Annotated in this window: 22 protein-coding genes and 1 pseudogene; 15 read left to right on the top strand and 8 right to left on the bottom strand. The window is 62.7% G+C overall.

Annotation, left to right across the window (positions count from 1 at the left end; translation table 11 throughout):
• Nucleotides 1–536: pseudogene (locus VWY60_RS05840) on the bottom strand (site-specific integrase); the annotation flags it as partial.
• A gap of 108 nt (nucleotides 537–644) precedes the next feature.
• Between VWY60_RS05840 and dusA the strand changes: the two are divergent.
• From dusA to VWY60_RS05855, 3 genes are all read left to right on the top strand, one after another.
• Nucleotides 645–1,652 (top strand): tRNA dihydrouridine(20/20a) synthase DusA, encoded by a 1,008-nt coding sequence (gene dusA / locus VWY60_RS05845; protein ID WP_416540022.1) that lies wholly within the window; start codon nucleotides 645–647, stop codon nucleotides 1,650–1,652.
• A 182-nt stretch (nucleotides 1,653–1,834) separates the two neighbouring features.
• Nucleotides 1,835–2,701 carry a sulfite exporter TauE/SafE family protein gene (locus VWY60_RS05850; protein WP_416534198.1) on the top strand — a complete coding sequence of 289 codons (867 nt, stop codon included), beginning with the start codon at nucleotides 1,835–1,837 and terminating at the stop codon, nucleotides 2,699–2,701.
• 25 nt (nucleotides 2,702–2,726) lie between these two features.
• A complete protein-coding gene (locus VWY60_RS05855) occupies nucleotides 2,727–3,518 on the top strand; it encodes a hypothetical protein (RefSeq protein ID WP_416540023.1) in 792 nt (263 codons plus the stop codon).
• 171 nt (nucleotides 3,519–3,689) lie between these two features.
• Here the strand turns inward: VWY60_RS05855 and VWY60_RS05860 are convergent, their stop codons facing one another.
• The 3 genes from VWY60_RS05860 to ccmI are packed head-to-tail and all read right to left on the bottom strand — an operon-like array spanning nucleotide 3,690 to nucleotide 5,649.
• The gene (locus VWY60_RS05860; protein ID WP_340545858.1) at nucleotides 3,690–3,923 is read right to left on the bottom strand and encodes a DUF1289 domain-containing protein; all 234 of its coding nucleotides are present in this window, start codon (nucleotides 3,921–3,923) and stop codon (nucleotides 3,690–3,692) included.
• Between the two features lie 5 nt (nucleotides 3,924–3,928).
• Nucleotides 3,929–4,402, bottom strand: a complete 474-nt coding sequence (ruvX, locus tag VWY60_RS05865) for a Holliday junction resolvase RuvX (protein ID WP_340545857.1) — start codon at nucleotides 4,400–4,402, stop codon at nucleotides 3,929–3,931.
• Nucleotides 4,399–5,649 (bottom strand): c-type cytochrome biogenesis protein CcmI, encoded by a 1,251-nt coding sequence (gene ccmI, locus VWY60_RS05870; RefSeq protein ID WP_416540024.1) that lies wholly within the window; start codon nucleotides 5,647–5,649, stop codon nucleotides 4,399–4,401. Before ccmI ends, ruvX begins: the two co-directional genes overlap by 4 nt.
• Before the next feature lie 269 nt (nucleotides 5,650–5,918).
• On the opposite strand from ccmI, the gene VWY60_RS05875 reads away from it, so the two are divergent.
• From VWY60_RS05875 to VWY60_RS05920, 10 genes are all read left to right on the top strand, one after another.
• Nucleotides 5,919–7,163, top strand: a complete 1,245-nt coding sequence (locus tag VWY60_RS05875) for a sarcosine oxidase subunit beta family protein (protein ID WP_340545855.1) — start codon at nucleotides 5,919–5,921, stop codon at nucleotides 7,161–7,163.
• A 33-nt stretch (nucleotides 7,164–7,196) separates the two neighbouring features.
• Nucleotides 7,197–7,526, top strand: a complete 330-nt coding sequence (locus VWY60_RS05880) for a sarcosine oxidase subunit delta (RefSeq protein WP_340545854.1) — start codon at nucleotides 7,197–7,199, stop codon at nucleotides 7,524–7,526.
• Nucleotides 7,527–7,584: 58 nt separating this feature from the next.
• Entirely contained in the window at nucleotides 7,585–10,617 is a 3,033-nt protein-coding gene (locus VWY60_RS05885) for a sarcosine oxidase subunit alpha family protein (protein WP_416540025.1), read from the top strand.
• Nucleotides 10,610–11,182, top strand: a complete 573-nt coding sequence (locus VWY60_RS05890) for a sarcosine oxidase subunit gamma (RefSeq protein WP_416538932.1) — start codon at nucleotides 10,610–10,612, stop codon at nucleotides 11,180–11,182. Before VWY60_RS05885 ends, VWY60_RS05890 begins: the two co-directional genes overlap by 8 nt.
• Before the next feature lie 179 nt (nucleotides 11,183–11,361).
• On the top strand, nucleotides 11,362–11,817 hold the full coding sequence (locus VWY60_RS05895) for a hypothetical protein (RefSeq protein WP_340545851.1): 456 nt from the start codon (nucleotides 11,362–11,364) through the stop codon (nucleotides 11,815–11,817).
• A gap of 114 nt (nucleotides 11,818–11,931) precedes the next feature.
• A complete protein-coding gene (locus VWY60_RS05900) occupies nucleotides 11,932–12,090 on the top strand; it encodes a hypothetical protein (RefSeq protein ID WP_416540026.1) in 159 nt (52 codons plus the stop codon).
• A gap of 12 nt (nucleotides 12,091–12,102) precedes the next feature.
• Nucleotides 12,103–12,357, top strand: coding sequence for a hypothetical protein (locus tag VWY60_RS05905; RefSeq protein WP_416540027.1), 255 nt, complete (start codon nucleotides 12,103–12,105; stop codon nucleotides 12,355–12,357).
• A 168-nt stretch (nucleotides 12,358–12,525) separates the two neighbouring features.
• Nucleotides 12,526–13,125, top strand: coding sequence for a superoxide dismutase (locus tag VWY60_RS05910; protein ID WP_416540028.1), 600 nt, complete (start codon nucleotides 12,526–12,528; stop codon nucleotides 13,123–13,125).
• Between the two features lie 143 nt (nucleotides 13,126–13,268).
• Nucleotides 13,269–13,469, top strand: a complete 201-nt coding sequence (locus tag VWY60_RS05915; RefSeq protein ID WP_340545849.1) for a hypothetical protein — start codon at nucleotides 13,269–13,271, stop codon at nucleotides 13,467–13,469.
• Nucleotides 13,469–13,921 (top strand): host attachment family protein, encoded by a 453-nt coding sequence (locus VWY60_RS05920; protein ID WP_340545848.1) that lies wholly within the window; start codon nucleotides 13,469–13,471, stop codon nucleotides 13,919–13,921. Before VWY60_RS05915 ends, VWY60_RS05920 begins: the two co-directional genes overlap by 1 nt.
• Before the next feature lie 87 nt (nucleotides 13,922–14,008).
• Here the strand turns inward: VWY60_RS05920 and VWY60_RS05925 are convergent, their stop codons facing one another.
• Nucleotides 14,009–14,551 (bottom strand): TIGR00730 family Rossman fold protein, encoded by a 543-nt coding sequence (locus VWY60_RS05925; RefSeq protein ID WP_340545847.1) that lies wholly within the window; start codon nucleotides 14,549–14,551, stop codon nucleotides 14,009–14,011.
• Between the two features lie 164 nt (nucleotides 14,552–14,715).
• Here VWY60_RS05925 and VWY60_RS05930 point away from each other — a divergent pair, with 164 nt between their 5' ends.
• A complete protein-coding gene (locus VWY60_RS05930) occupies nucleotides 14,716–16,458 on the top strand; it encodes a LysM peptidoglycan-binding domain-containing protein (RefSeq protein ID WP_416540029.1) in 1,743 nt (580 codons plus the stop codon).
• Between the two features lie 137 nt (nucleotides 16,459–16,595).
• On the top strand, nucleotides 16,596–18,404 hold the full coding sequence (locus VWY60_RS05935) for an ABCB family ABC transporter ATP-binding protein/permease (protein WP_416540030.1): 1,809 nt from the start codon (nucleotides 16,596–16,598) through the stop codon (nucleotides 18,402–18,404).
• A gap of 36 nt (nucleotides 18,405–18,440) precedes the next feature.
• Here the strand turns inward: VWY60_RS05935 and VWY60_RS05940 are convergent, their stop codons facing one another.
• The 3 genes from VWY60_RS05940 to VWY60_RS05950 form a co-directional block, all read right to left on the bottom strand.
• Nucleotides 18,441–18,668, bottom strand: coding sequence for a hypothetical protein (locus VWY60_RS05940; RefSeq protein ID WP_416534189.1), 228 nt, complete (start codon nucleotides 18,666–18,668; stop codon nucleotides 18,441–18,443).
• A gap of 219 nt (nucleotides 18,669–18,887) precedes the next feature.
• Nucleotides 18,888–22,724 carry an efflux RND transporter permease subunit gene (locus tag VWY60_RS05945; protein ID WP_416538928.1) on the bottom strand — a complete coding sequence of 1,279 codons (3,837 nt, stop codon included), beginning with the start codon at nucleotides 22,722–22,724 and terminating at the stop codon, nucleotides 18,888–18,890.
• Complete coding sequence (locus VWY60_RS05950; RefSeq protein ID WP_416534187.1) at nucleotides 22,721–24,016, bottom strand: efflux RND transporter periplasmic adaptor subunit; 1,296 nt, start codon at nucleotides 24,014–24,016, stop codon at nucleotides 22,721–22,723. The genes VWY60_RS05945 and VWY60_RS05950 overlap by 4 nt, the downstream gene beginning before the upstream one ends.
• Nucleotides 24,017–24,209 lie beyond the last annotated feature (193 nt).

The following is a 24,209-nucleotide window of genomic DNA, read 5'->3' on the forward strand; positions in this document are numbered from 1 at the left end:
CGGCTCTTCTGCGTCAGCCCTAGCTTCTTCGCGACTATCATTGCATTGCGCATCGCGCGTTCGTCCAGAGGATAGTTCCAGGCCGGACCGGCCACCGTGAAGACCGCGCTGAGATGGGAGAGGTAGTTGGCCACGGTTTGCGGCGAGACACCCGTCTTTAGCTTCTCCTGAGCGAAGTCCACAATATCGGCGCTGTCGATCTGGGCGCAAAGCTTGTCCGCGATGTCGAACTCCTTGATGCTCTTGAGAACCTGCGCCTTGGTCCGACCGATTGCCTTCGCGCTGTCTTCGACATATTTGTCGATTGCGTCGCCGAGGGTCACTTCGCGGCGGCGGGTCTCTCCGATGGGCAGGTTTTCGAGGGCGCCGGGCTTGGCGAGGTCCTTTTCGCGCTTCTCGATCCAGGCCGCGGCGGTCGAGCGCAGCTCGAAGGTCCGGTTCTCGCGCCAGACAGTTTTTCCAGCCCGCCGAACGGCGATCTGGGCAAGCCAAGCGGCAGAGCCGTCTTTGCGCTTTCGCTTGATGATGGTACCCATGGGGTTACAACATTTGGCTCAAGTTACAACATTTGTTGTAAACCATGCCAAAAATAGGCGAGAATTACAACATATGAGACAATATCGAGGCGAGCGGATGGGCGGTAAATGGCTGATAAAAAAATAAAATATAATGTTGTCAATGCGTCCCGCTTATCGGTTGCGCCTATGATGGACTGGACCGACCGCCATTGCCGGTATCTGCACCGGCTGCTGAGCCGTGAGGCGCTGCTTTATACCGAGATGGTAACGGCACCTGCCTTGGTGCGGGGCGGGGCGTTGCATCTGTTGGACTTCAGTGCCGAAGAGCATCCGGTGGCGCTGCAACTGGGTGGCTCTGACCCGGAGGAGCTGGCGCAGGCTGCCGTGTTCGGCGCCGAGGCGGGCTATGATGAGATCAATCTCAACTGTGGCTGCCCGAGCGACCGGGTGCAATCGGGGGCCTTTGGCGCCGTGCTGATGAAAACGCCGGATCTAGTGGCCGATTGTGTAGCTGCCATGCGGGCAAAGGTCGATGTCGAGGTGACGGTGAAATGCCGCATTGGCGTTGATGACCAGGACCCGCAGGAGGTGCTGCCTGCCTTTCTTGAACAGATCGCGGCGGCGGGCTGCGAGCGGGTGACGATCCACGCCCGCAAAGCCTGGCTAAAGGGGCTGAGCCCCAAGGAAAACCGGGATATCCCGCCCCTCGACTACGAGATCGTGCATCAGATGAAGGCGGAGTTCCCGCAGCTGCATATCTCGCTCAACGGAGGGGTCGCACGGCTGGAGGATGCGCTTCTGCATCTGGAACGGGGCCTTGACGGCGTCATGATCGGTCGCGCCGCCTATCATCAGCCCAGCGATATCCTGTCACAGGCGGATCCGCTCATTTTTGGCAGCGGCAGCGGAACCGATCCGGTCGCGGTTGTCGGGCAGATGCTGGGGTATATCGACGATCAGATGGCGCAAGGTGCGCGATTGCATCAGATCACCCGGCATATGCTGGGGCTGTTTGCAGGCCGTCCGGGGGCGCGCAATTGGCGGCGGGTGCTGTCCGAAGGCGCCAGCCGACCGGGCGCAGATACAAGGTTGGTGGAGACCGCCCTGGAGCAGGTGACAGGCCTCGCGGCCTGATCCACCGGCGCAGCCCTGCGACCACGGGTCACCGCCATTAGCTGCTAAGCCGCACGAATTCCTGAGACAATTTTTGCCCGCCCATGCTAGGTGATGGGGATGTCAGCGCAAGACAGCCGCCCATATCCGCTGCGAATGGGGCCGGTCTGCGACCGCTGATCCGGGAAAGAGGAGAGCCGCCGATGTCAGCCCTGACCACCAGTCTTGTGACCACTGCCACCCTGTGGCCGGAGCCTGCCGTGCTGGCGCAGATGGCCGGTCTCTTGATCGTGACAGGCGCGGTGGCCGGGGTTCTGGCGGGCCTGCTGGGGGTTGGCGGCGGCATCGTTCTGGTGCCTGCGTTTTTCTACGTGTTTCAGACGCTGGGCTATGGGGGCGACCAGCTGATGCAGATGTGTCTGGCAACGTCTCTGGCGACGATCATCGTGACCTCTCTGCGCTCGGTGATGAGCCACAACAAGAAGGGTGCCGTGGATTGGGACATCCTGCGCGGCTGGGGGCCGGGAATTGCCATCGGCGCCATCGTCGGCGTCACGGTTGCGGCCTCTTTGCGGTCAACCACATTGCAGGCGCTGTTTGGCGTGCTGGCGCTGGTGATTGGCTGTTACATGGCCTTTGGCCGCTCCGATTGGCGGCTGGGCAACGAGATGCCCAAGGGCGCGCGCCGCATCATCCTGTCCCCCATGGTCGGGTTTCTGTCGGTGTTGATGGGCATCGGCGGCGGCAGTTTTGGCGTGCCATTGATGAGCCTGCATGCCACGCCCATTCACCGGGCTGTGGCCACGGCGGCGGGCTTTGGTGTCATCATCGCGGTGCCGTCGGTGATTGGCTTTCTGTTCCTGCCGATTGATCCGTCGGCGCGCCCGCCGCTGACGCTGGGGGCTGTCAATATGGTTGCCTTTGTGGTGGTGATCGCGATGACGCTGATCACCGCCCCCTGGGGGGTGAAGCTGGCCCATGCGATGGATCCGAAACCGCTGAAACGGGTGTTTGCAGTCTTTCTGATCCTTGTTGCGCTCAATATGCTGCGCAAGTCTCTGGGCTTCTGATTTCAGGCATTGGTAAGGTTTTGCAATGGATTGGCAGCGGTTCTTGACAAAGGGGTGGTGTGATTTTCCGGCCCATGCTGCCACATTGGCCTGGGCGCGCCACGCCCATCAGGCCGGGATCCGGGCCCTTAACGATCCGGCCAATGCTGACTGGCTGCAATGTGAGGGCACCTGGTTCATCGGTGTTGATGCGCTGCCCAATGACGGGCGCGGCCAGCTGCCGGAGGGGCCGCCGCTGGCCGGCCCCGCCATCGACTTCATCAGCGCCCATCTTGGCGGCCTGCCGGATCTGCATCGCGCGCAGGTCTCCTCTGTCTTTCCGGGCTATCCACGACCGCGCCCCGGTGAGGGGGAGGCGGCGCTGCGCTACCGGATCAACCGCGACGCGGCGCATGTGGACGGGGTGAAGATGTTCGGGGAGACCCGCCGCCGCCGGGTCGAGGAACCCCATGCCTGGGTGCTGGGGCTGCCGCTGAATGTCAGCAGTCCCGATGCTTCGTCGCTGGTGATCTGGGAGGGCAGCCATGTGATCATGCGCCGCGCCTTTGCAGCGCTGTTTCAGGGCGTCCCTGCGCAGCAATGGGGCGAGGTGGATGTGACCGACGCCTATACCGCTGCCCGCAGGCAGGTGTTTGACACCTGCCCAAGGATCACGGTTTCAGCCCGCCCCGGTGAGGCCTATCTGATGCACCGGCTGTGCCTGCATGGTGTCGCTCCATGGGCCGAGGGGGCCAGCGCCCCCGAAGAGGGCCGCATGATCGCCTATTTCCGCCCCGAGCTGGCGAATTGGACCCAGAGGTGGTTGGCGGAGGGCTAGCCGGGAAAGGTCAGCATCCCTGCCTGAATGTTTCGCGTGCGAAACAATGGGTCAGCAGTTATTCCGCATGATTTTCAGAAGGTTACCGGGGCGTGCGCAACCATTGGCGGGCAAAAGCCGAGCGCTGTCAGCCCGCTATCCGTTGTCGCGCGACATGTGCCGCGCGCCGCGTTAGCTGCGGTTTAGGCGGGCGCTGCGGCCGCCGCGGCGCTTGGTCAGCTCCTTGGCGCGGTCGGGCAGGGCTGCGAGCAGCTCGGCGCGTTCTTCGTTGCTCATCTTTGACCAGCGGGTGATTTCGTCGATGGAGCGATAGCAGCCGGTGCAGATCCGCGCCTCGGGGTGGACGACACAGATTTGGATGCAGGGGGACTGCACCTCGTCACGTTTCCAGACCTCGTCACTCATGCGTTTTATCCCGCCTTGATATGGCGCATGCGATCCAGCGCCCCTTGCAGGATATACGATGCGGCAACATGGTCGATCACCTCTGCGCGACGCTTTCGGCTCGTATCCGCCTCCAGAAGCGCCCTTTCGGCGGCGACCGTGCTCAACCTTTCGTCCCAGAAGCCGATCGGCAGTTCGGTCAGCTTGGCCAGATTGCGGGCAAAGGCGCGGGTTTTCTGGCAGCGCGGCCCTTCGGAGCCGTCCATATTGCGCGGCAGCCCCAGCAGCAGGGCGCCGACCTCGCGGGTCTTGACGATCTCGAACAGGCGGTCGGCATCCAGGGTGAATTTCTTGCGCCGGATGGTTTCCAGCGGCGTCGCCACGGTGCCCATACGGTCGGAGATGGCGACACCAACGGTTTTGTCGCCAAAATCCAGCCCCGCAATCGGGGTGAAGGCGGGGACGGCTGCGGCGAAGGCTTCGAAGTCGTCATGGATCATTGGGTCAGTCCTGCATTTTTCGCGGCTTCGGTGATGGTGGCGAGCGCCTCTGGCATCTCGGCAAAGACCTCTTGTGCCTCAGTGTAGATCGCCTGCGCGCGCTCGGTCTCTTGCAGCACGGCAAGGGCGCCGATCAGCCGCGCCCATTCCTGCGGTGTGCCGCCGCTGTCGGCCAGCCGCTGCGACAGCCCCTCGACCATGCCGCGGATCATCTGCTGGCGTTCCTGCGCGCTCATCTCCCCGGCCGCGGCGATATCGTCCTGGCTGGGACCCGAGAGCGCCGGGGTTCCGCCGGGGGCCGGTCTGCTGCCCGGGGCGATCGGCGTATAGTCGACCCCGGCGCGATAGGCGATATCCTCGATCTGGGCGGAGATGGCGGTGATCCAGGGGGCGCCCTCAGGGCCCATGGCCAGGGTCTCGCTCCAGACCTCATAGGCGAGGTCCGGGCGGCCGATCTGCGCCATCATCAGCCCCCAGTAGTAGCGCGCGCCGCCATCAAAGCGGTTGAGCGTCAGTGCGGTGCGCAGGGCGTCCTCGGCCTCTGGGGAGACATAGCCGCCTGCGGCCATGATCTGCAGCTCGGCCAGCTCGCCGAAATCGCGCGCCTCGACGTCGCCGGACATGATGCGGATGTAATTGGCCTTGGCCTGTGCGGCGGCGGCGAAATTGCCGAGGTTCGCCTCATGCTGGGCGAGCAGCGCCTGGCCCTGGGCGTCGTTGGTGCGGGCGGCGGCGGTTTCGCGCAGCTGATCGACCAGGGTCGCGTATCCGGGTTCCACCACGCGTTCGGGGCGGGCGGGGGCATCGGCCTCGGCTTCGGCCTGCGAGGGGCGGCTGGCGGCGCGTTCGGCGGCGGCATCAATCCGCAGCTGCAGGCCCAGATCGCTGTATCCGGGTGCCCCGAGATTGGCATAGAGCAGATAGGTGCCGGCGCAGATCACAGTGGTTAGCACAACAGCGGTTGCGCCGGTCAGCAGGCGCGGCTGCGAGCGGCCGGTGGCGGCGGCCTGCGCCTGGGCATCGGCGGTCAGGATGCGGCGCGAAATCTCTGTGCGGACCCGTTCGGCGTCGCCCTCCTGCAGCACGCCACGCGCCAGATCCTTGTCCACGTCGCGTAGCTGCTGGCGATAGACCTGAAGATCATAGGCCGCAGCAGGCGCGCCGCTGTCACGGCCCCGCAGCAGCACAAGGGACAGCAGAATGGCCGTGGCCAGCGTGATAAGACTGATGACAATCCAGAAGGTCATGGCGGCTCCCGCAGTTTCACACTCATGTATAGGGGCGCAGGCGCGGAAAAAAGGCCTAACTGCTGCGGCGCGCTGTCCCGGCTGGTCGGAGGGCCGCCTGCGCGCCAAAGCACAGGCAAAGCTCAGCCTACAGCTTCGGGCAAAGCGGCGGCGGCGCGTCGTCTTTGGGTCCGCATGTCGCAACCATGCACGATTGCGACGATAAACGGCGCAGCCCGGGGCGATCTGTGGTGCATACCCGGTAGCAGTCTCGAACCACGGATTCGCCCATGAAACGTTATTCTGCCTTTGCTGTCGCGCGTGAGGCGCTGCGCTACCACACCGGATGGGAACGCGCCTGGCGCTCGCCTGAACCGAAACGCCACTATGATGTGATCATCGTCGGGGCCGGGGGGCATGGTCTGGCCACAGCCTATTTCCTTGGCAAGAATTTCGGCATCACCAATGTCGCCGTTCTGGAAAAGGGCTGGCTGGGCGGCGGGAATACCGGGCGTAACACCACCATCATCCGCTCCAACTACCTGCAGGATCCCTCGGCGGCGATCTATGAGAAGGCGCGCTCGCTCTATGAGACGATGAGCCAGGACATCAACTACAACGTGATGTTCAGCCCGCGCGGCGTGATCATGCTGGCGCAGACCGAGCATGAGGTGCGCGGCTACAAGCGCACCGCCCATGCCAATGCCCTGCAGGGCGTGCAGACCGAATGGATTGAGCCTGCGCGCGTGAAGGAGCTGGTGCCGATCATCAACCTCGAAGGGCCGCGCTATCCGGTTCTGGGCGGCCTCTGGCAGGAACGCGGCGGCACCGCGCGCCACGATGCGGTGGCCTGGGGCTATGCGCGGGCCTGTTCCAACATGGGTATGGACATCATCCAGCAGTGTGAAGTCACCGGCGTGCGCAATGAGAATGGCCGCGTGGTTGGCGTCGACACCACCAAGGGCGCCATCGACTGCGACAAGCTGGGCATGGTGGTTGCGGGCAATTGTTCGCATCTGTCGGACATGGCGGGTTTCCGTCTGCCGGTGGAAAGCGTGGCGCTGCAGGCGCTGGTGTCCGAGCCGATCAAACCCTGCATGGATGTGGTTGTGATGGCCAATACCGTGCATGGCTACATGTCGCAGTCCGACAAGGGCGAGATGGTCATCGGCGGCGGCACCGACGGGTTCAACAACTACACCCAGCGCGGATCTTTCCATCATATCGAGGAAACCGTGCGCGCGCTCAACGAGACCTTCCCGATGGTCAGCCGTCTGAAGATGCTGCGCCAGTGGGGCGGGATCGTGGATGTGACCGGCGACCGCTCGCCGCTGATCTCCAAGACGCCGGTTGGCAATATCTTTGTCAACGCAGGCTGGGGTACCGGCGGTTTCAAGGCGATCCCGGGCTCTGGCTGGGCGATGGCGGAGCTGATGGCCACAGGTCATTCGCCGCTGGCCGAAGAGTTTTCGATGATGCGCTTCAAGGAAGGCAAATTCATCGACGAGAGCGTCGCCGCCGGTGTGGCGCACTAACGCTGCAGAATTCAATTTTACGGAGCAAGCACAATGCTGATCCTTGAATGCCCCTATTGCGGCGTCAAAGCCGAAGAAACTGAACTGGCCGCTGGTGGCGAGGCGCATCTGAAGCGTTTTGGTCCCGGCTCGTCGGATGACGAGTTTCATGACTATCTGTTCATGCGCGAAAACCCCAAGGGCGTGCATTTTGAACGCTGGCGCCATGCCAATGGCTGCGGCAAGTGGTTTCATGCTGCGCGCTGCACCACCACGCTTGAGGTTTTTGGCACCTACAGCGCCCAGACCACCGAGCCGCCCAAGGACATTCTGGATGCGGTCACGGCCAAGCGTCCCGGCTGGACATGGCGGGATCTGAAATGATCGCCTGTCTGAACGTTACCTCCCTTTTCGTCGCCCTCTCTTGCGAAAGGTCCGCCACATGAGCACGCGCCTTGCCAAAAACGGCCGGTTGATCGACCGCTCCAAACCGATCGAATTTACCTTCAACGGCAAGCGGATGAAGGGCTATGCAGGCGACACGCTGGCGTCTGCTCTGTTGGCCAATGACCAGATGATGGTTGGCCGCTCGTTCAAATATCACCGCCCGCGCGGTCTGGTTGCGGCTGGCCCGGAAGAGCCCAACGCCCTTGTTGGTCTGGGCACAGGCGACCGGTTTGAACCCAACCAGCGCGCCACCACGACCGAGCTGTTCTCGGGCCTGTCGGCGCAGTCGCAGAACCATTGGCCGAGCCTTGAGTTCGACGTGGGCGTGGCCAATAACGCGCTGGCGCGGTTCCTGCCTGCGGGGTTCTACTACAAGATGTTCATCCACCCGCGTCCGCTGTGGAAACATGTCTACGAGCCGATCATCCGCCAGTCCGCCGGTCTGGGCAAAGCGCCCGACAAGGAGCTGAAGGACGCCGACACCTACGAGCATTTCTATTATTTCGTCGATGTGCTGGTGATTGGTGGTGGTGTTGCGGGTTTGCAGGCGGCCAAGGCTGCGGCGATGTCCGGTGCCAAGGTTCTGCTGCTGGAGCAGCACAACTATTGGGGCGGCCGCGCGCCGGTTGATGGCGGCACCATCGACGGGATGGAACCCGGCGCTTGGGTCGAGAAAACCCTCGCCGAGCTGCGGGGCATGGACAATGTGCTGCTGCGCGACCGCTGCATGGGCGCGGGCGTCTATGATCACGGCTATGCGCTGGGGTATGAGCGTCTGACCGATCATGCGCCGGGGCAGGGTGGTCCGCGCCACCGTCTGTGGCGGATCCGCGCCAGCCAGATTGTGACGGCGACCGGTGCGATTGAACGGCCTTTGTCCTTTGCGGGCAATGATGTGCCGGGCGTGATGCTGGCGGCCTCGATGCGCGACTATGCGGTGAACTGGGGGGTGACACCCGGCCAGAAAGTGGTTGTGGCCACCAACAATGATGACGCCTATCGCACCGCGATTGCGCTGCATGCTGCGGGTGTCGAGGTGGTGCGCGTGCTGGATGCCCGCGACAGCGGCGGCGGCGCGCTGATGGAAGAGGTTCGTCAGCTGGGCATCCGCGTCGAATGTGGCCGGGCCATTGCCAAGGTGAAAGGCGGCAAGCGCGTCACCTCGGTGGCGATCTGCGCCCAGAACGGCGAGGGTGGTGCGCAGGAGGAGGTCGAGGCCGATGCGGTCGCGATGTCCGGCGGCTGGTCGCCGGTGGTGCACCTGTGGTCCCATTGCGGTGGCAAGCTCGTCTGGGATCAGACCCATGCGAACTTCCGCCCCGATGCAACCCGTCCGCCGCTGGGTGCGGATGGCAAGGGTTTTGTGATTGCGGCGGGGGCTGCCAATGGCGCCGCTGGTCTGGCGGAGGCGCTGAGCGATGCGCAGGCCGCAGGCGAGGCGGCGGCGAAGGCTGCTGGCCGCAAGGTCAAGGCAGGCACCGCGCCCGTTGGTGATGCCCCGACAGAGACGGCGATGGAGCCGGTCTGGCTGATGCCTGCCAAGGCCGACATCAAGCTGCGGATGAAAACCTGGCTGGACTATCAGAACGACGTCAAAGTGTCGGATGTGCAGCTGGCCGCGCGCGAAGGGTTCGAAAGCGTCGAACATACCAAGCGCTACACCACGCTGGGCATGGCGACGGATCAGGGCAAGTTGAGCAATATCAACGGTCTGGCGATCCTTGCTGATGCGCTGGGGTCTGAAATCCCGCAAGTGGGCACCACCACCTTCCGTCCGCCCTATCACCCGATTTCGATGGGGGCGATCGGCGGTGAGGCGCGCGGGGAGATCTTCCAGCCGCTGCGCAAGACGCCGATGTATGACTGGCACGACAGCAATGGGGCGGATTGGGAACCGGTTGGCCAGTGGCGCCGCCCCTACGCCTATGTTCGCTCCGGCGAGAGCGTGCATGACGCGGTGAACCGCGAGGTGAAGAACACCCGCGAGAACCTCGGCCTGCTGGATGCCTCGACCCTCGGCAAGCTGGTCGTCAAAGGGCCGGATGCGGGCAAGTTCCTCGACATGATGTATACCAACATGATGTCGACGCTGAAGCCGGGCAAATGCCGCTATGGTCTGATGTGTTCGGAGAACGGTTTCCTGATCGACGACGGCGTGGTTGCCCGGATCGACGAGGACACCTGGCTTTGCCACACCACCACCGGCGGTGCCGAGCGGATCCATGGCCATATGGAAGAATGGCTGCAGACCGAATGGTGGGACTGGAAAGTCTATGTTGCCAATGTCACCGAACAGCTAGCGCAGGTCGCCGTCGTTGGCCCCAACGCCCGCAAGGTGCTGGAAAAGCTGAATGAAAAAGCGGGCGGCGGTATGGATGTCTCCAAGGAGGCGCTGCCCTTCATGGAATGGCGTGATGGGGAAATCGGCGGCTTCAAGGCGCGGGCCTACCGCATCTCCTTCTCGGGCGAACTGTCCTACGAGATCGCGGTTGCGGCCTCCGAAGGTCAGGCGTTCTGGACTGCGTTGATGGAGGCGGGCAAGGAATTCGGGGTGATGCCTTATGGCACCGAATGTCTGCACATCCTGCGGGCCGAAAAGGGCTTTATCATGATCGGCGACGAGACTGACGGGACCGTTATCCCGCAGGATCTGGGGCTCAACTGGGCGCTGTCGAAGAAGAAAGAGGATTTCCTCGGCAAACGCGCGCATTCCCGCAGCCATATGGCCGATCCCGACCGCTGGCAGCTGGTGGGGCTGGAAACCGTAGACGGCTCGGTTCTGCCGGATGGCGCCTATGCGGTCGGCAATGGTGTCAACGCCAATGGCCAGAAAAACACCATCGGGCGCGTCACCTCGACCTATTATTCGGCCAATCTGGGCCGTGGCATTGCCATGGGTCTGGTCAAGCATGGTCCCAAGCGGATGGGCGAGGTGATCGAGTTCCCCGGCACCGACGGGACAATCTACAAGGCCAAGATCGTCGATCAGGTCTTTTACGACAAGGAAGGGGAGAAGCAGAATGTCTGATCCTGTCAGCGCAATGAATGGGGCGAAATTCTCCGGTCTGGCACAGGTCGAGGACAGCGGGTTGCAGGGGATGATCACCCTGCGTGGCGATCTGGCCTCTGCCACCCTGAAGGCGGCGGTAAAGGCCGCCACCGGGGCGGATGTGCCGACCAGCGGACAGATCTCCCTGACCGAGCAGGGCGGTGTGGCCTGGATGTCGCCGGATGAGCTGCTGCTGCTGGTGCCTTACGGCGAGGTTGACGCCAAGGTGGCGGATCTGGCAGAGGCGCTGAAAGGCGAACATGCGCTGGCCGTCAATGTCTCCGACGCGCGTGGTCTGTTCCGCCTGTCCGGTGACAGCGCCCGCGAAGTTCTGGCGAAAATCTGCCCGGTCGATATGTCGGCTGAGGCCTTCAAACCGGGCCAGTTTCGCCGCACGCGCATGGCGCAGGTGGCGGCGGCCTTCTGGCTGGACAATAACGGTGCATTTCACATCGTTTGCTTCCGTTCAGTGGGCGGATATGTCTACAACTTGTTATGCACCGCCGCGCATCCACAATCTAAGGTAGGTGCGTTAACTGGTTAAGGCAATTTAGCCTTGTGGTGCGTTTTACGTGCAGGTAAAGTGCTTCTGGATTTCCGGGGGCACTTTTTACTTGGCTTTGTTGGTTCTTCACCATTTGTGATTCATGATCACCGCCAATTAGGGAGTTATCTGTCTGCTGCATAGCCGGGCTGTGCTGTATTAACTGGTGGGAGGTTAATATGTTCAAGGTCGCTGACCTGCTGCTGCCAATTGCAAGGACGCTGGGCTTTGCTGCCTGCGTGGCACTTGGCACCGGTCTGGCGACCCCGGCGGCGGCGCTGGAAGGGATTTATACCTGCAAGGTGAAATCGCTGTCTGGCCGAGGGTGGATCCCGCCGCTGATCAGCCTGCGTTTCCACGATGAATGGTCGGCGGAAGTGGTGCATTCCGGCAATGTGAGTGCGCTGTCCGGCCGCCCGCTGAAGGCCGGGTTTTTCCGCATCAGCGATATCTCCTACCGGGTCAGCTGGACGGTTACCAGCGCCTCGGTCGGCAATGGCGCGAGCGCGGTGGAAACCCATTATCGCGCGGTGTTTAACACCCAGAACAAGAAACTGTCGGTAAAGGTGATCTCCGGTGGCGTCGGGGAGAAATCGCCACGCGGCATCGGCCAATGCGCCCAGGTCACAAGTTAGCTGATGATGTCGCGGCTGCATCGTAGCGGCAATTCCGTAGAAAAGACTTCACAACCTGCGCGCGATTGACGATATAGCGGCTGTATCCATTTCCTGAGAGCGCGAGCATTCCCGATGAAATCTTTGATCAGAGCCGCAGTGGCGGCCTGCACCCTATTTGCCGCAGCGCCCGTTGTCGCGGCACCGGTGACCTATGATTGCCAGATCACCTCCTATGAGAAATACGGATGGCTGTCGCCGCGTGTTCTGGTTTTTGTCGATCATGACCAGTAAGTCACGGGCGTGATGGATGGCGTTATTGCCAGCGTACAGAAAACCCCGATGATCGTGCCTTACGATCTGCGTTCAAAAAACCGGCTCAAGCTGAAGTGGACCGTCAATAATATTGATGCGCGTTCGGGGTCTGCCAAGGCAAGCTATTCGGCCACGATGGATGAGCCGCGTATGAAGCTGTCGATTACAGCGCGCGTGCATGGCTATGATAACCGTCCGTCCGGCAGCGGGCCGTGCACCCGCAGCAACGTCAAGCTGAGCAGGTAAGCACTCGGTGCAGGATCCGTTGCCGATCGTCTAACGGCCTGCGGCGGCTGCCTCTTTTCCTGCTGACCGGGTTATTTTTTAGCTGTTTCCCCGGCTTGGCCTTGACCAATGGGGGCACCAGCCGCATGTATCTGCCTAGGAACGAAACAGACAATACAGGGGGCCCAGATGGCTTTTGAACTTCCCGATCTTCCTTATGCCCATGACGCGCTGGCATCCAAAGGCATGTCCGCAGAAACGCTGGAATACCACCACGACCTGCACCACAAGGCCTATGTGGACAACGGCAACAAGCTGATTGCCGGCACCGAGTGGGACGGCAAGTCCATGGAAGAGATCATCAAGGGCACCTATGACGCAAATGCCGTCGCCCAGAGCGGTATCTTCAACAACATCTCCCAGCTGTGGAACCACAACCAGTTCTGGGAAATGATGGGTCCGGGCGACAGCAAGATGCCGGGCGAGCTGGAAAAGGCTCTGGTCGACAGCTTTGGCTCCGTTGACAAGTTCAAGGAAGAGTTCTCTGCCGCAGGCGCGGGTCAGTTCGGCTCCGGCTGGGCCTGGCTGGTCAAGGACACCGACGGCGACCTGAAGGTGACCAAGACCGAAAACGGCGTGAACCCGGTCTGCTTTGGTCAGACAGCACTGCTGGGCTGTGACGTGTGGGAGCATTCCTACTATATCGATTTCCGCAACAAGCGTCCGGCCTATCTGACCAACTTCCTCGACAATCTGGTCAACTGGGAAAACGTCGCTTCGCGCATGTGATCTTTTGGGATCAGTGATTGATCTTGGGCCTCGTCCGGTATCGGACGGGGCCTTTCTTTATTGCGCGGGGGCGGGCCGAGGGGGGAACAAAACGCCTCTTTGGCGGTTGTGTTGGTGAACCCCGATAAAAATGGAGGACCGACATGGCAGACCGCGTGAGATCAAAGGATGGCCGTCAGGAAACCAAGGAAATCCTGGGCGCCGAGGGCAGCGTTTCGCATGGCGGGCGCACCGGTGGCCGACTGGCCCGGGAGGTGGCGACCGAGGACGAGGAAAAACGTGCCAAGGAACGCCCTGCCGGTGCGACACGGGTGACCAAATCGAACGAGCAGGAGGACCAATAATGGCTCAGCTAGACCACGGCACATATGTTCTGGTGACCGACAGCGAAAAGGCATTGCTGCTGCAAAACACCACCGATGCGCAGAACCCGCATCTGGAGGTGCGCCGCAAGGAAGAGCAGGACAATCCCTCCGATATCGAACAATCGGCCAACCGTCCCGGCCGGATGCACGACGGCGGTGTTGGCCACCGTTCGGCGCTGGATGATACCGACTGGCACGAGCTGGCCAAGGAGCGCTTTGCCGACGATATCGCAGAGTTGCTCTATGAGCGGGCGCACAAGGGCAAACTGGGCAAGATCGTTCTGGTCGCCTCGCCGCAGGTGCTCGGCAATCTGCGCGACAAGCTGCACAAGGAGGTGCAGGATCTGGTGCTGGCGGAGATCCCGAAGACGCTGACCAACCACCCGATCGACGAGATCGAGAAGATTGTTCAGCAGGAGCTGGCCGCCTGATCTCGGCGGTGTGCGCGAAACGCATTTATCTGGCAAATTTACAGACCAACGCGGTGCAGGAATGCGCCGCGTTATTTGTTGTCGAGATCAGCCGCGCAGCGCGGTCAGCGCATCCTCGACGCTGGTGACCCAGGTGAGCGCCGCCGTTGTCTCGGCCCCGGCGAACCCTTCGGCCACCACATGCTCCACCAGGGCCTTCAGCGGATCCCAGTAGCCGTCGATGTTGAGGACCAGGATCGGTTTCCGGTGCAGGTCGAGCTGACGCCAGGTCAGCGCCTCGAACAGCTCGTCAAGCGAGCCGGCACCGCCCGGCAGCACCACCACGGCATCGGCGTTGTAGAGCATCACCTTTTTGCGTTCGTGCATGGTTTCGGTGACCACATAGGTGTTGAGGTCGGTCTTGGCGACCTCGCGGCGGACCAGATGTTCGGGAATGACGCCAAAGGTGCGCCCGCCCGCCGCCTGTGCCGCCCGCGCCACCCGGCCCATCAGCCCGACGTCCCCGGCGCCATAGACCAGCCGCTGGCCCTGTTGGGCAAGGCCGGTTCCGAGCGCCTCGGCGGCCTCGGCATAGGCCGGACGGATCCCATCGCGCGATCCACAATACACACAGACGGAGTGAATACGCATGGCAGTCACCTTTTTTGTTGTGTTCGGCGGGGAAATAAGTCGTCCTTTGGTCCCTGATAGCGGCATTGTATGGCTGGCTCAAGCAAGCGGGGGGGACATCCCGCAGGATCGGACCCGAGGACGACCGGTGGAGGTCTTTTCGGGGTCGGAAGGGAAGGAATGGAATGACGGATGTAACGGGCAAAGGTGGCATATCCGCCATCGCCATCGGGGGCGCTGCTGCGGTGGTCGCGGTGCTGGGCGGGGTGGTTTTCCTGCAATGGGGCGGTGGTGAGCGCGGCGCGGGCGGCGATGGCTCCGCCGCCAATGGCGACAAGGTGGTGATCACGCCGAGCGTCTCCGCCTCAGATCGCAAGCTGGCTTCGCCCGAGGTGGGCAGCGATGCGCCCGAAGAGACGGTGACAGAAACCGAGGTGACAGTGGCTGCGACGGATGCGACGGCACCGGCCGAGGTCGATCAGCCTGCGGGCGGTGAAGCGCCTGTCGAAGCGGCGCCGCGCGCGGATGCGGAGCAGGCGGCCGAGGTGGTTGTGGCAGGGGCAGCAGAGACCAGCGCCGTCGAGGCCGCGCCATCGGCAGATGAGACGTCTGCTGAAACACCCGCCGTGACGCTGACAGCCCCGCAGATGGATCTTGCACGATTTGAGACCGATGGCAGCGGAATGGTTGCCGGGCGGGCAACGCCGGGATCGGTGATCTCGCTGATGCTGGACGGTGCGGTGCTGGAGACACTGACGGTGCCGTCGGATGGCAGCTTTGTGCTGTTCACCTCGGTTGCGCCCTCGGATCAGCCGCAGGTGATTTCGCTGACAGCCACCTTGGGGGAGGCGGTTGCGGCCTCTGATGCAGAGTTCATTCTGGCACCTGTCGTGCCCGTCGCGCCGGTGCAGGTGGCACAGGCCGACGCGGTTGAGGCCCCGGTCGCCGAGGCGCCGGTGGCAGCGGATGTCGCAGCCGATGCGGCCGCCGAGGAAACCGCGACCGTGGCCGCTCAGAGCGAGGCTGCGCAGGCTGAGGCCGTGCAGAGTGAGGCAGTGGCAAGTGAGGCGGTGGCAAGTGAGGCGGTGCAGGCTGAGGTCACGACCGCTGCAACGGAAACAGCTGAAGCCTCTCCTGTTGTGAGCGCTGCACCTGCCGCACCGGTGGCGGCAGAGCTGGCCGCAGAACCGGATGCAGATCCCGCAGATGTTGCGCAGGCTGCGGTAGACAGCCCGGCTGAGGATCGTGCGGTGGCACCTGCCGAGGTGGCGGAAACCACAGTCGAGATGGCTGAGGCCGCTGCGGCGGATGTGGCGCAGACCACAGGCCAGGACGCGCCAGCCGCCGCCGCACCGGAACAGGTGGCGGTGCTGCGGTCCGATGCCAGCGGCGTGACGCTTGTCCAGCCCCCCACGCCGCGACTGGCAGAGGCGCCCGATACCGTGGCGCTGGAGACCATTTCCTATGATGATGCGGGCTCTGTAGTGCTGAGCGGGCGGGTGCGCGCGGATGCGGTGGTGCGCGCCTATCTCGACAATGCGGCGATTGCCGATCTGCCCGTGGATGAGGAAGGCCGCTGGTCCGGTATTCTGCCCAATGTGGCGCCGGGGATCTACGCGCTGCGACTGGATGCGCTGGATACCGAGGGCAAGGTGCTGAGCCGGCTTGAAACCCCGTTCAAACGGGAAGCGCCGGAGGTGCTGCAACCGCCTGTCGAAACCGCAGCTGCACCCGATGCGGCCCCAACCGGCACGCAGCCTCAGGTGCGCCTGGTCACGGTGCAGGAGGGCGATACGCTCTGGGCGATTTCGCGCGAACGTTACGGCGACGGGCTGCTGTATGTGCGGGTGTTTGATGCCAACCGCGCGGCGATCCGCAACCCGGATCTGATCTACCCCGGTCAGGTATTCTCGGTGCCGGTGCAATAAGACGACTGTCGCCGCGCGGGGGGCCTGCGCAAAGGCCGGGATAATAGTCGGGCCAAAAGTCGGGATACGGCGCAGGGCCATGCTGGCCAAATGGTCGGCACGGCCCTATGTCAGAGGTCTTGCAACAAGGACATGTGATGACGGACAGCGATATGACCACCGCGCAGGAGGAGCGCCGTTCCGGCCTGCGCACCCTGCGCCGCGTTTTTCCCTACCTGTGGCCAAAGGATCAGGCCTGGGTCAAATACCGCGTGGTGGTGGCGCTGGCGGTGCTGATCCTGGCCAAGCTGGTCGCGGTCTATACGCCGATGCTCTACAAGGGTGCGGTCGATAGCCTCGCGGGAGAAGGCGTGCCGCCTCTGGCGTTGGGGGCTGTTGGTCTGACGGTGGCCTATGGCGTGGCGCGGGTTCTGACCACCGGGTTTCAGCAGCTGCGTGATGCGGTGTTTGCGCCTGTCGGTCAACGGGCACTGAGGCGTCTGGCGCTGGAGACCTTTCGCCATATTCACCGCCTGTCGATGCGCTATCACATCACCCGCAAAACCGGCGGGCTGAGCCGGATTATCGAACGCGGCGTCAAAGGCGTGGAGTTCCTGCTGCGCTTTCTTCTGTTTTCCATCGGGCCTCTGGTGCTGGAGCTGGTGCTGGTTGCCGTCATCCTCGCGGTGCTGTTTGACATCTGGTATCTGGTCGTGGTGGCGGTCACTGTCGGGCTTTATGTCTGGTTCACCTTTGCGGTGACGGAATGGCGGGTGAAGCTGCGCCGCGAGATGAACAAGCAGGACACCGATGCCAACCAGAAGGCGATCGACAGCCTGCTGAACTATGAGACGGTCAAATATTTCGGCGCCGAGGATCGCGAGACCGAGCGCTACGATGTGGCGATGCGGGCCTATGCCAAGGCCGCGCTGAAGACTGCCTATTCGCTGGCATTCCTGAACTTTGGCCAGAGCCTGGTGATCACCGGCGGTCTGGTGGTGGTGATGGTGATGGCCGCGATCGGCGTGCAGCAGGGTAATCTGACGGTGGGCGATTTTGTCATGGTCAACGCCTATATGATCCAGATCACCGTGCCGCTGAACTTTCTCGGGACCGTCTACCGTGAGATCCGTCAGAGCCTTGTGGATATGGGCGAGATGTTCGATCTGATCGAACAGGACCCGGATGTGAAGGATCGGGGTGATGCCAAGGTGTTGCAGGTCAACGGCGGTGCGATCACGCTGGAGAATGTGGAGTTTGGCTACGACAGCGACCGGCAGATCCTGAAGGGCGTGAGTATTGAGGTGGCGGCGGGGCAGACCGTGGCCATCGTTGGGTCTACCGGGTCGGGCAAATCCACTATCGGGCGGCTGTTGTTCCGGTTCTATGATGTCACCCGCGGGGCTTTGCGCATTGACGGGCAGGATGTGCGGGATGTCACGCAAAAGAGCCTTCATGCCGCGATTGGCGTGGTGCCGCAGGATACCGTGCTGTTCAACGATACGATCCGCTACAATATCGCCTATGGCCGGGCCGGAGCCACGCAGGAAGAGGTGGAACAGGCCGCGCGGGATGCGCAGATCCACGACTTCATCATGCGGCTGCCTGAGGGGTATGAGACGCAGGTCGGCGAGCGGGGCCTGAAGCTGTCGGGCGGTGAGAAGCAGCGGGTGGGCATTGCCCGTACCCTGCTGAAGAACCCGCCAATCCTGCTGCTGGACGAGGCGACATCGGCGCTGGACAGCGACACAGAACAAGAGATCAAGGAGGCGCTGTCGCGCGCCGGGCAGGGGCGGACGGTGATCACCATTGCCCACCGTCTGAGCACGGTTGCAGAGGCCGACCAGATCATTGTGCTGGAACAGGGCGAGATCGCCGAGCGCGGCACCCATGACGAACTGCTGGCCAGCGAAGGCCGCTACGCGCATCTGTGGCAGCGCCAGCAATCGGATCAGGACGCCGCCTGATCACCCTGCGGGGGATAAGGGGGGTCTGCGGCGCGGCTAGCCGCTGACGTAGACCCCGTCCTTTGGTTTGTAGAAAATCTTTTGATTGTGCAGCCGTCCGAGCAGATCGTGGATCTGACGCAGGCTGTCGGCGCGGTTGTGACCGGCGATGCCCTGCACGGTCTGACTGCTGTCAGCCAGTGCGTCCCGCGTGCGTTGCAGTGCGGTTTCGATCAGATCGACGTCGGCAATGGTGAGTTCGAACATATCGTTGAAATCGGGCATCTGATGGGTCCTCTCTGCTGGCGGGGCTGGCTGGAACCGCGCGGCTGTCTTCTGGCGCCCGGCTGGTGCTGCGGTCGGCGGAATGTCTTCAGGCTGGCCCAGCTGGCCGCTCATTACCACCAAAATATGCAGATGCGGCGGATTGGTCGCTGGCCGCCGATGGCTGCGCTTTGGTCCCAACAAACGCACAACGCCCCGCGGAGGCGGGGCGTTGGCTGGTTATTCGGCGGCGCGCAGCGGTGTTGAGGGCGGTTTGCCCTTCTCTTCCTCCCAGCCCTCGTCCGGCCTGGTCTGTGCGGCTTCGGGCGCCGACATCGCCGGGTCTCGTTCATTGTCCAGCCTGCCTTCACGCTCCCACAGGATCTCGGTGGTGGGCAGGGTGCGGGCCTTGGTCGCGAGGCGCATGTCGCGCGCGATCTGGCTGGACCGCCCGCCGGTAAGCCGTGCAAGCAGGCGGCCAAGGGCGGCGACATAGATCCACAGCCACACCCGGATCGCCAGCAGCGAGGGTGTCACCAGCAGCGTCAGCACGGTGGCAATCCCCAGACCAAAGACCACGGCGGTCGCCAGCTGCTTCCACCACAGCGAGGTCGGGCTGTCGATGGAATAGCCGCCATTGATGAAATCGAGGCTGAGCCCGAACATCATCGGTGCCAGACCGGCCATCGTGGTGATGGTGGTCAGCAGAACCGGACGGATCCGCGCCTCGGCGGTGCGGATGATCGCCTCGATCCGGGGCATCTTCTGGGCGTATTCCTGATAGGTGTCGATCAGAACGATATTGTTGTTCACCACGATGCCTGCCAGCGCCACGATGCCGGTGCCGGTCATGATGATCGAGAACGGCTGCTGCATGACCATCATGCCAATCAGCACGCCGGTGGTGGACAGCACCACCGCCAGAAGAACCAGGATGGAATTGTAAAAGCTGTTGAACTGCGCCAGGAGGATCACGAACATCAGCCCCAGCGCCCCGGCAAAGGCCTTCATCAGGAAGGCGCCGGATTCGGCCTGTTCTTCCTGATCGCCGGTCCATTCCCAGGTGATATCGGCGGGCAGCGGATCGCTCTCCAGCCACTCGGTCAGCTTGGCGATGCGCTCGTTGGCGTTGAGCGCCACAACACGGGCGCCATCCTCCAGCGCCGATTGCAGGGCCTCTTGTGTGGCCGCGCCTTCAAGACTGCGCAGCCTGAACGCTGTGCCATCCGGGCCGGTCAACTCGCCGGTTGCGGTTCCTTCGGGGAGAGATTTGACATAGGCCAGCGTCTGCTCCTTGCCGTCCTCGGTCTCGGTGGTGATGACCTTTGACAGGCCCGGTTCGATATCCGCCTTCACGTCGTAATAGCGCTGCTGTTCGACGCGGCTGATTTTTTCCAGTTTGGGAACAGGATGGCGGGTGATGAAGTTCGACAGCGGCACCAGCCCATCCTCGGTGCGCAGTTTCAGCGCATCAAGGGTGGAGAGGACGCGGTCTTCTTCGGGCAGGCGAACGCGGATTTCGATTTCCTCGTCCGAACTGTCGACGCGCATGGTGTCCAGAAGGATGCCGCGCGTGACCAGCTGCACCATGGCGCCAACGGTCGCCACATCGGCGCCGTACCGCCCGGCCTTTTCGACATCGACGTCGATCTGCCAGTCGATACCGGGAAGCGGCAGGCTGTCCTCGATCAGGTCAAGACCGGGGGTTGCCTCGAACTGGGCGCGGGCCTGTTCGGTGGCGGCTGTCAGCGTGTCCCAGCTGTCGCCTTTCAGACGCAGGTGCACAGGTTTGCCGGAGGCGGGCCCCTGCGCCAGCGCGCGGATTTCCGCTTCAAAGCCCGGCAGCTTGGCCAGTTCGGCGTTGATCTCCTCGATCACCGTATCGCCGTCGAACTCGGTTGCCGTCACCTCGCGGGTGAACCAGCCGTTGAACCAGCTTTCGGTCTGGGTCGGCCGGTCCTCCCATGGGATGATCTCGAACTGGACCTGACCGATGGTATCGGGCGGGGTCTGGGCGCCTGAGGCATCGGTGTTCAGCCCGCCTTCACCGGCAAAGGAGAAGACATTCACGACCGCCGGATGCGACAGGATTACCTGTTCGGTCTGGCGCACCATCTCATCCTCTTCAGTCAGCGAGGTATTGCCACGGGCGCGCACATAGGCGGTGGCCTGCTCCGGCTCGGATTCGACGAAGAATTCAACGCCGTAGTTGTTCTGACCGAACATGGTGAAGACGGTCATGATGGCAAAGGCGATCGCCCCGATGGTGACGATGGGCATGACCGGATTGCCGACGATGAATTTGATGAAATGGCCAAAGGGCGTGTGTTTGTAGCCGGCATCGACGGATTTCTCGGTCCGGTGCAGACTGGCCGCGCCCAGCGTGACCGAGGCCCCGAAGGCCGCCAGCACAAAGACCAGCGCACCAAAGATCAGCGCGGCGGTATCGGGCACCTGAGCGGGCAGCAGATAGCCCCCGTTGAGCATCTGCATCGCCCCTGCAAACATACCCCAGAGCATCACCGGCACCAGAGCGGCCCGCAGCCACCAGGGTGCAACCGCCCGTAGCCCGTCGGAGAGGTTTTCAAACAGGCGGCTCATGCGGCCGGTGACACCGCCCATGACGGGCAGATAGATCAGCGCCACCACCAGCGATGCCGAGAGCACGAAGATCAGCGTGACCGGCAGCATTCCCATGAATTCACCGGGGACACCGGGCCAGAACAGCATCGGCAGAAAGGCACAGAGCGTGGTCGCGGTTGAGGAAACCACCGGCCAGAACATCCGCTGCGCCGCCTCGACATAGGCGTGCATCGGGCCGGTGCCCTCCTTGATCCGCTTGTCGGCGTATTCGACCACCACGATGGCGCCATCCACCAGCATACCCACCGCAAGGATCAGGCCGAACATCACGATATTGGAGATGCTCACGCCCATCACCGCAAGGAAGGCAAAACACAAAAGGAAGGAGGTCGGGATTGCAAAACCGACCAGCAGGGCGGCACGGCTGCCAAGCGCCGACAGCACCACGATCATCACCAGAGCAACAGCGGTCAGGACCGAACCTTCCAGCTGGCTCACCATGGAGCCGACGACGCGGCTCTGGTCGTTGGAGGTGCCGACGGAGACGGCGGCCTTCAGCTCGGGCGGCCATTTGGTCTTGGCCTCGGCCAAGGTTACCTTGACCAGATCCACCGTGTCGATCAGGTTGTAGCCCTTGCGCTTGACCACCTGCAACGCCACCGTGTCCTCGCCGTTGAACCGCGCGGTGCCGCGACGATCCTCGAAGGTGAAATTGATCGTGGCCAGCTCACCCAGGGTGACCACGCGGTCGCCATTGGTCTTCACTGGCAGCTCGTAGATGTCGCGCACATCATCAAAGGATGACGGGATCTTCACGGAGAAGGTGCCCTGATTGGTTTCCACCTCACCGGCGGCGATCAGCTGGTTGTTGTTCTGCACAACGGTGATCAGTTCAAGCGCGGTGACGTTATAGGCCTCCAGCCGCAGCGGGTCGATCAGTACTTCGACCATCTCGTCGCGATTGCCGGCGATCCCGGCTTCGAGCACCGGTTCCAGCGCCTCAAGATCGTCCTGCAAGTCCTTGGCGATACGGGCCATCGTGCGTTCGGGCACGGCACCGGTCAGGTTGACGATGACGATGGGGAATTCTGAGAAGTTGATTTCGTTGATGGTGTATTTTTCAGCCCCCTCGGGGAAATCGGCCTCGGCGGCATCCATCGCGTCACGGACATCTGCCATGATCGCGGTCTTGTCCCAGCCAAAGTCGAACTCAAGCGCCACACCGGCGTAGCCTTCGGCGGCGGTTGAGGACATCTTGTCCAGCCCGTCGAGATCGGCCAGCTCGGTCTCCATCACCTTGACCAGCAGGGTCTCGGCATCCTCGGCGGAGATGCCGGGGAAGGGGACAGAGATGAACAGCGCCGGGATTTCGATATCCGGCTCGCCCTCTTTGGGCAGGCTGGCATAGGCAAAGCCGCCGACCAGCAGCGAAATGGCGATGAACGCCAGGATCATACGGGCCCGTTCTGCGGCCCAGCTGACGATACCGGTCATTGGGTAACCTCTTTATAGGTGGGCTCAACAGCGACGCCCGCAACAACAAAATCCTGCCCGACAACAATCACATCCGCCTGTTCAGGCAGGCCGCCAACCCAGACACCGCTGGCCTCATCCCGCAGGAGGCTGACGGGGTAAAATCCGACCGTCCGATCCTCTTTGACCACGCGCACGCCCAGCTGGCCGTCATTGTTCAGCGTCAGCGAGGATTGTGGCAGGTAATGCGCCTTGGAACCTTCGGCGGAGATCACGATATCGGCAGTCTGGCCGTCGCGGATCGCCAGATCCGGGTTCGGCACGGTGATTTCCACCTCAAATGTGCGGGTGGTGGGATCAGCTGAGCGGCTGATAAAGGTCACCTTGCCCGCAGCCAGACGCCCGTTTGCCAGTTCGGCGCGGGCCATGGCGCCAATGGTGACGCGGTTGACTTCGGCTTCTGGCACGTAACCGACCAGTTTGATGGTTTCGAGCTGGATCACCGTTGCACAAAGACTGCCGGGCTGCATCAGGCTGCCTAGTTCGGCGGTGTCGCTTTCCAGCAGCCCGTCAAATGGCGCGAGGATATCCAGACGCGACAGTTCCTTTTCAGATGCGGCAACCTGTGCCGAGGCGGCTTCGATGCCCGCGCTGGTGGTTTCCAGCCCGGTTTCCGCCGTTGCCACGCCCGCCACCGCAGAGCGCTCGGCAGCCTGCGCCGAAGCCAGCCGGGTTTCAGAGGCAAAGCCACCTTCGGAGAGTTTCGCCGCAGCGGTCAGATTGATCTGCGCCTCGCGCAGCCGCGCGCGGGCCTCTTCCAGCCGGGCCTTGGCCTCGGGGACGCGGATTTTCGCTTCGCTCAGCCGGGCCTTCGCCTCCAGCAGGGCTGAGGGGCGGGTGCCGGGATCCAGCTTGCACAGCAGATCGCCAGCCTTCACCTGCGCACCCTTGCGCAGCGGTTCGGACAGGACGGTGGATGTGGTTTCAGACCGGACCTCAACCTCGCGGATGGCCTGGGTCTGACCACGCAGCACGACAGCGCTGTCGATACCACGGGCGCTACTGCGGATGGCGACAACCCCGACCGGCGATTTGCCGGTCTCCTTGGTATATGCCGCCGCCGCTGCAACGGCTCCGGTTGGGTCAGCGGCGTCAGCGGCTGGGGCCGCAGCGTCCGCATCAGATGGGGCAGCCACCGCGTCCACGTCGCTCTGCTCCCCCCGGGCGAAGGCAAGAAGCGCATCCCGCTCGATCACGGCATAATACAAGCCTGCTGTTACAACAGCAGCAGTTATCAGGGGAATTACACGCATCTTGGGCCTTCCTAAATTCATAGTCATCCCATCCGGGACATATAGAACCACTCAACAACCATACCATTAATTCGGCATGTTCAGGCGAACTCGCGCTAAGTGATATGGGCGATATAGGCATTGTCCATACTAAACTCTGTAGTTCAGTTCACATTTTTTGCCTTTTTGGAGCGGTTTGTGCGGGATCGGGCAC

Origin of the sequence: Phaeobacter sp. JH20_26 (assembly GCF_048056275.1) — a bacterium.
Classification (GTDB): Bacteria; Pseudomonadota; Alphaproteobacteria; order Rhodobacterales; family Rhodobacteraceae; genus Phaeobacter; species Phaeobacter bryozoorum.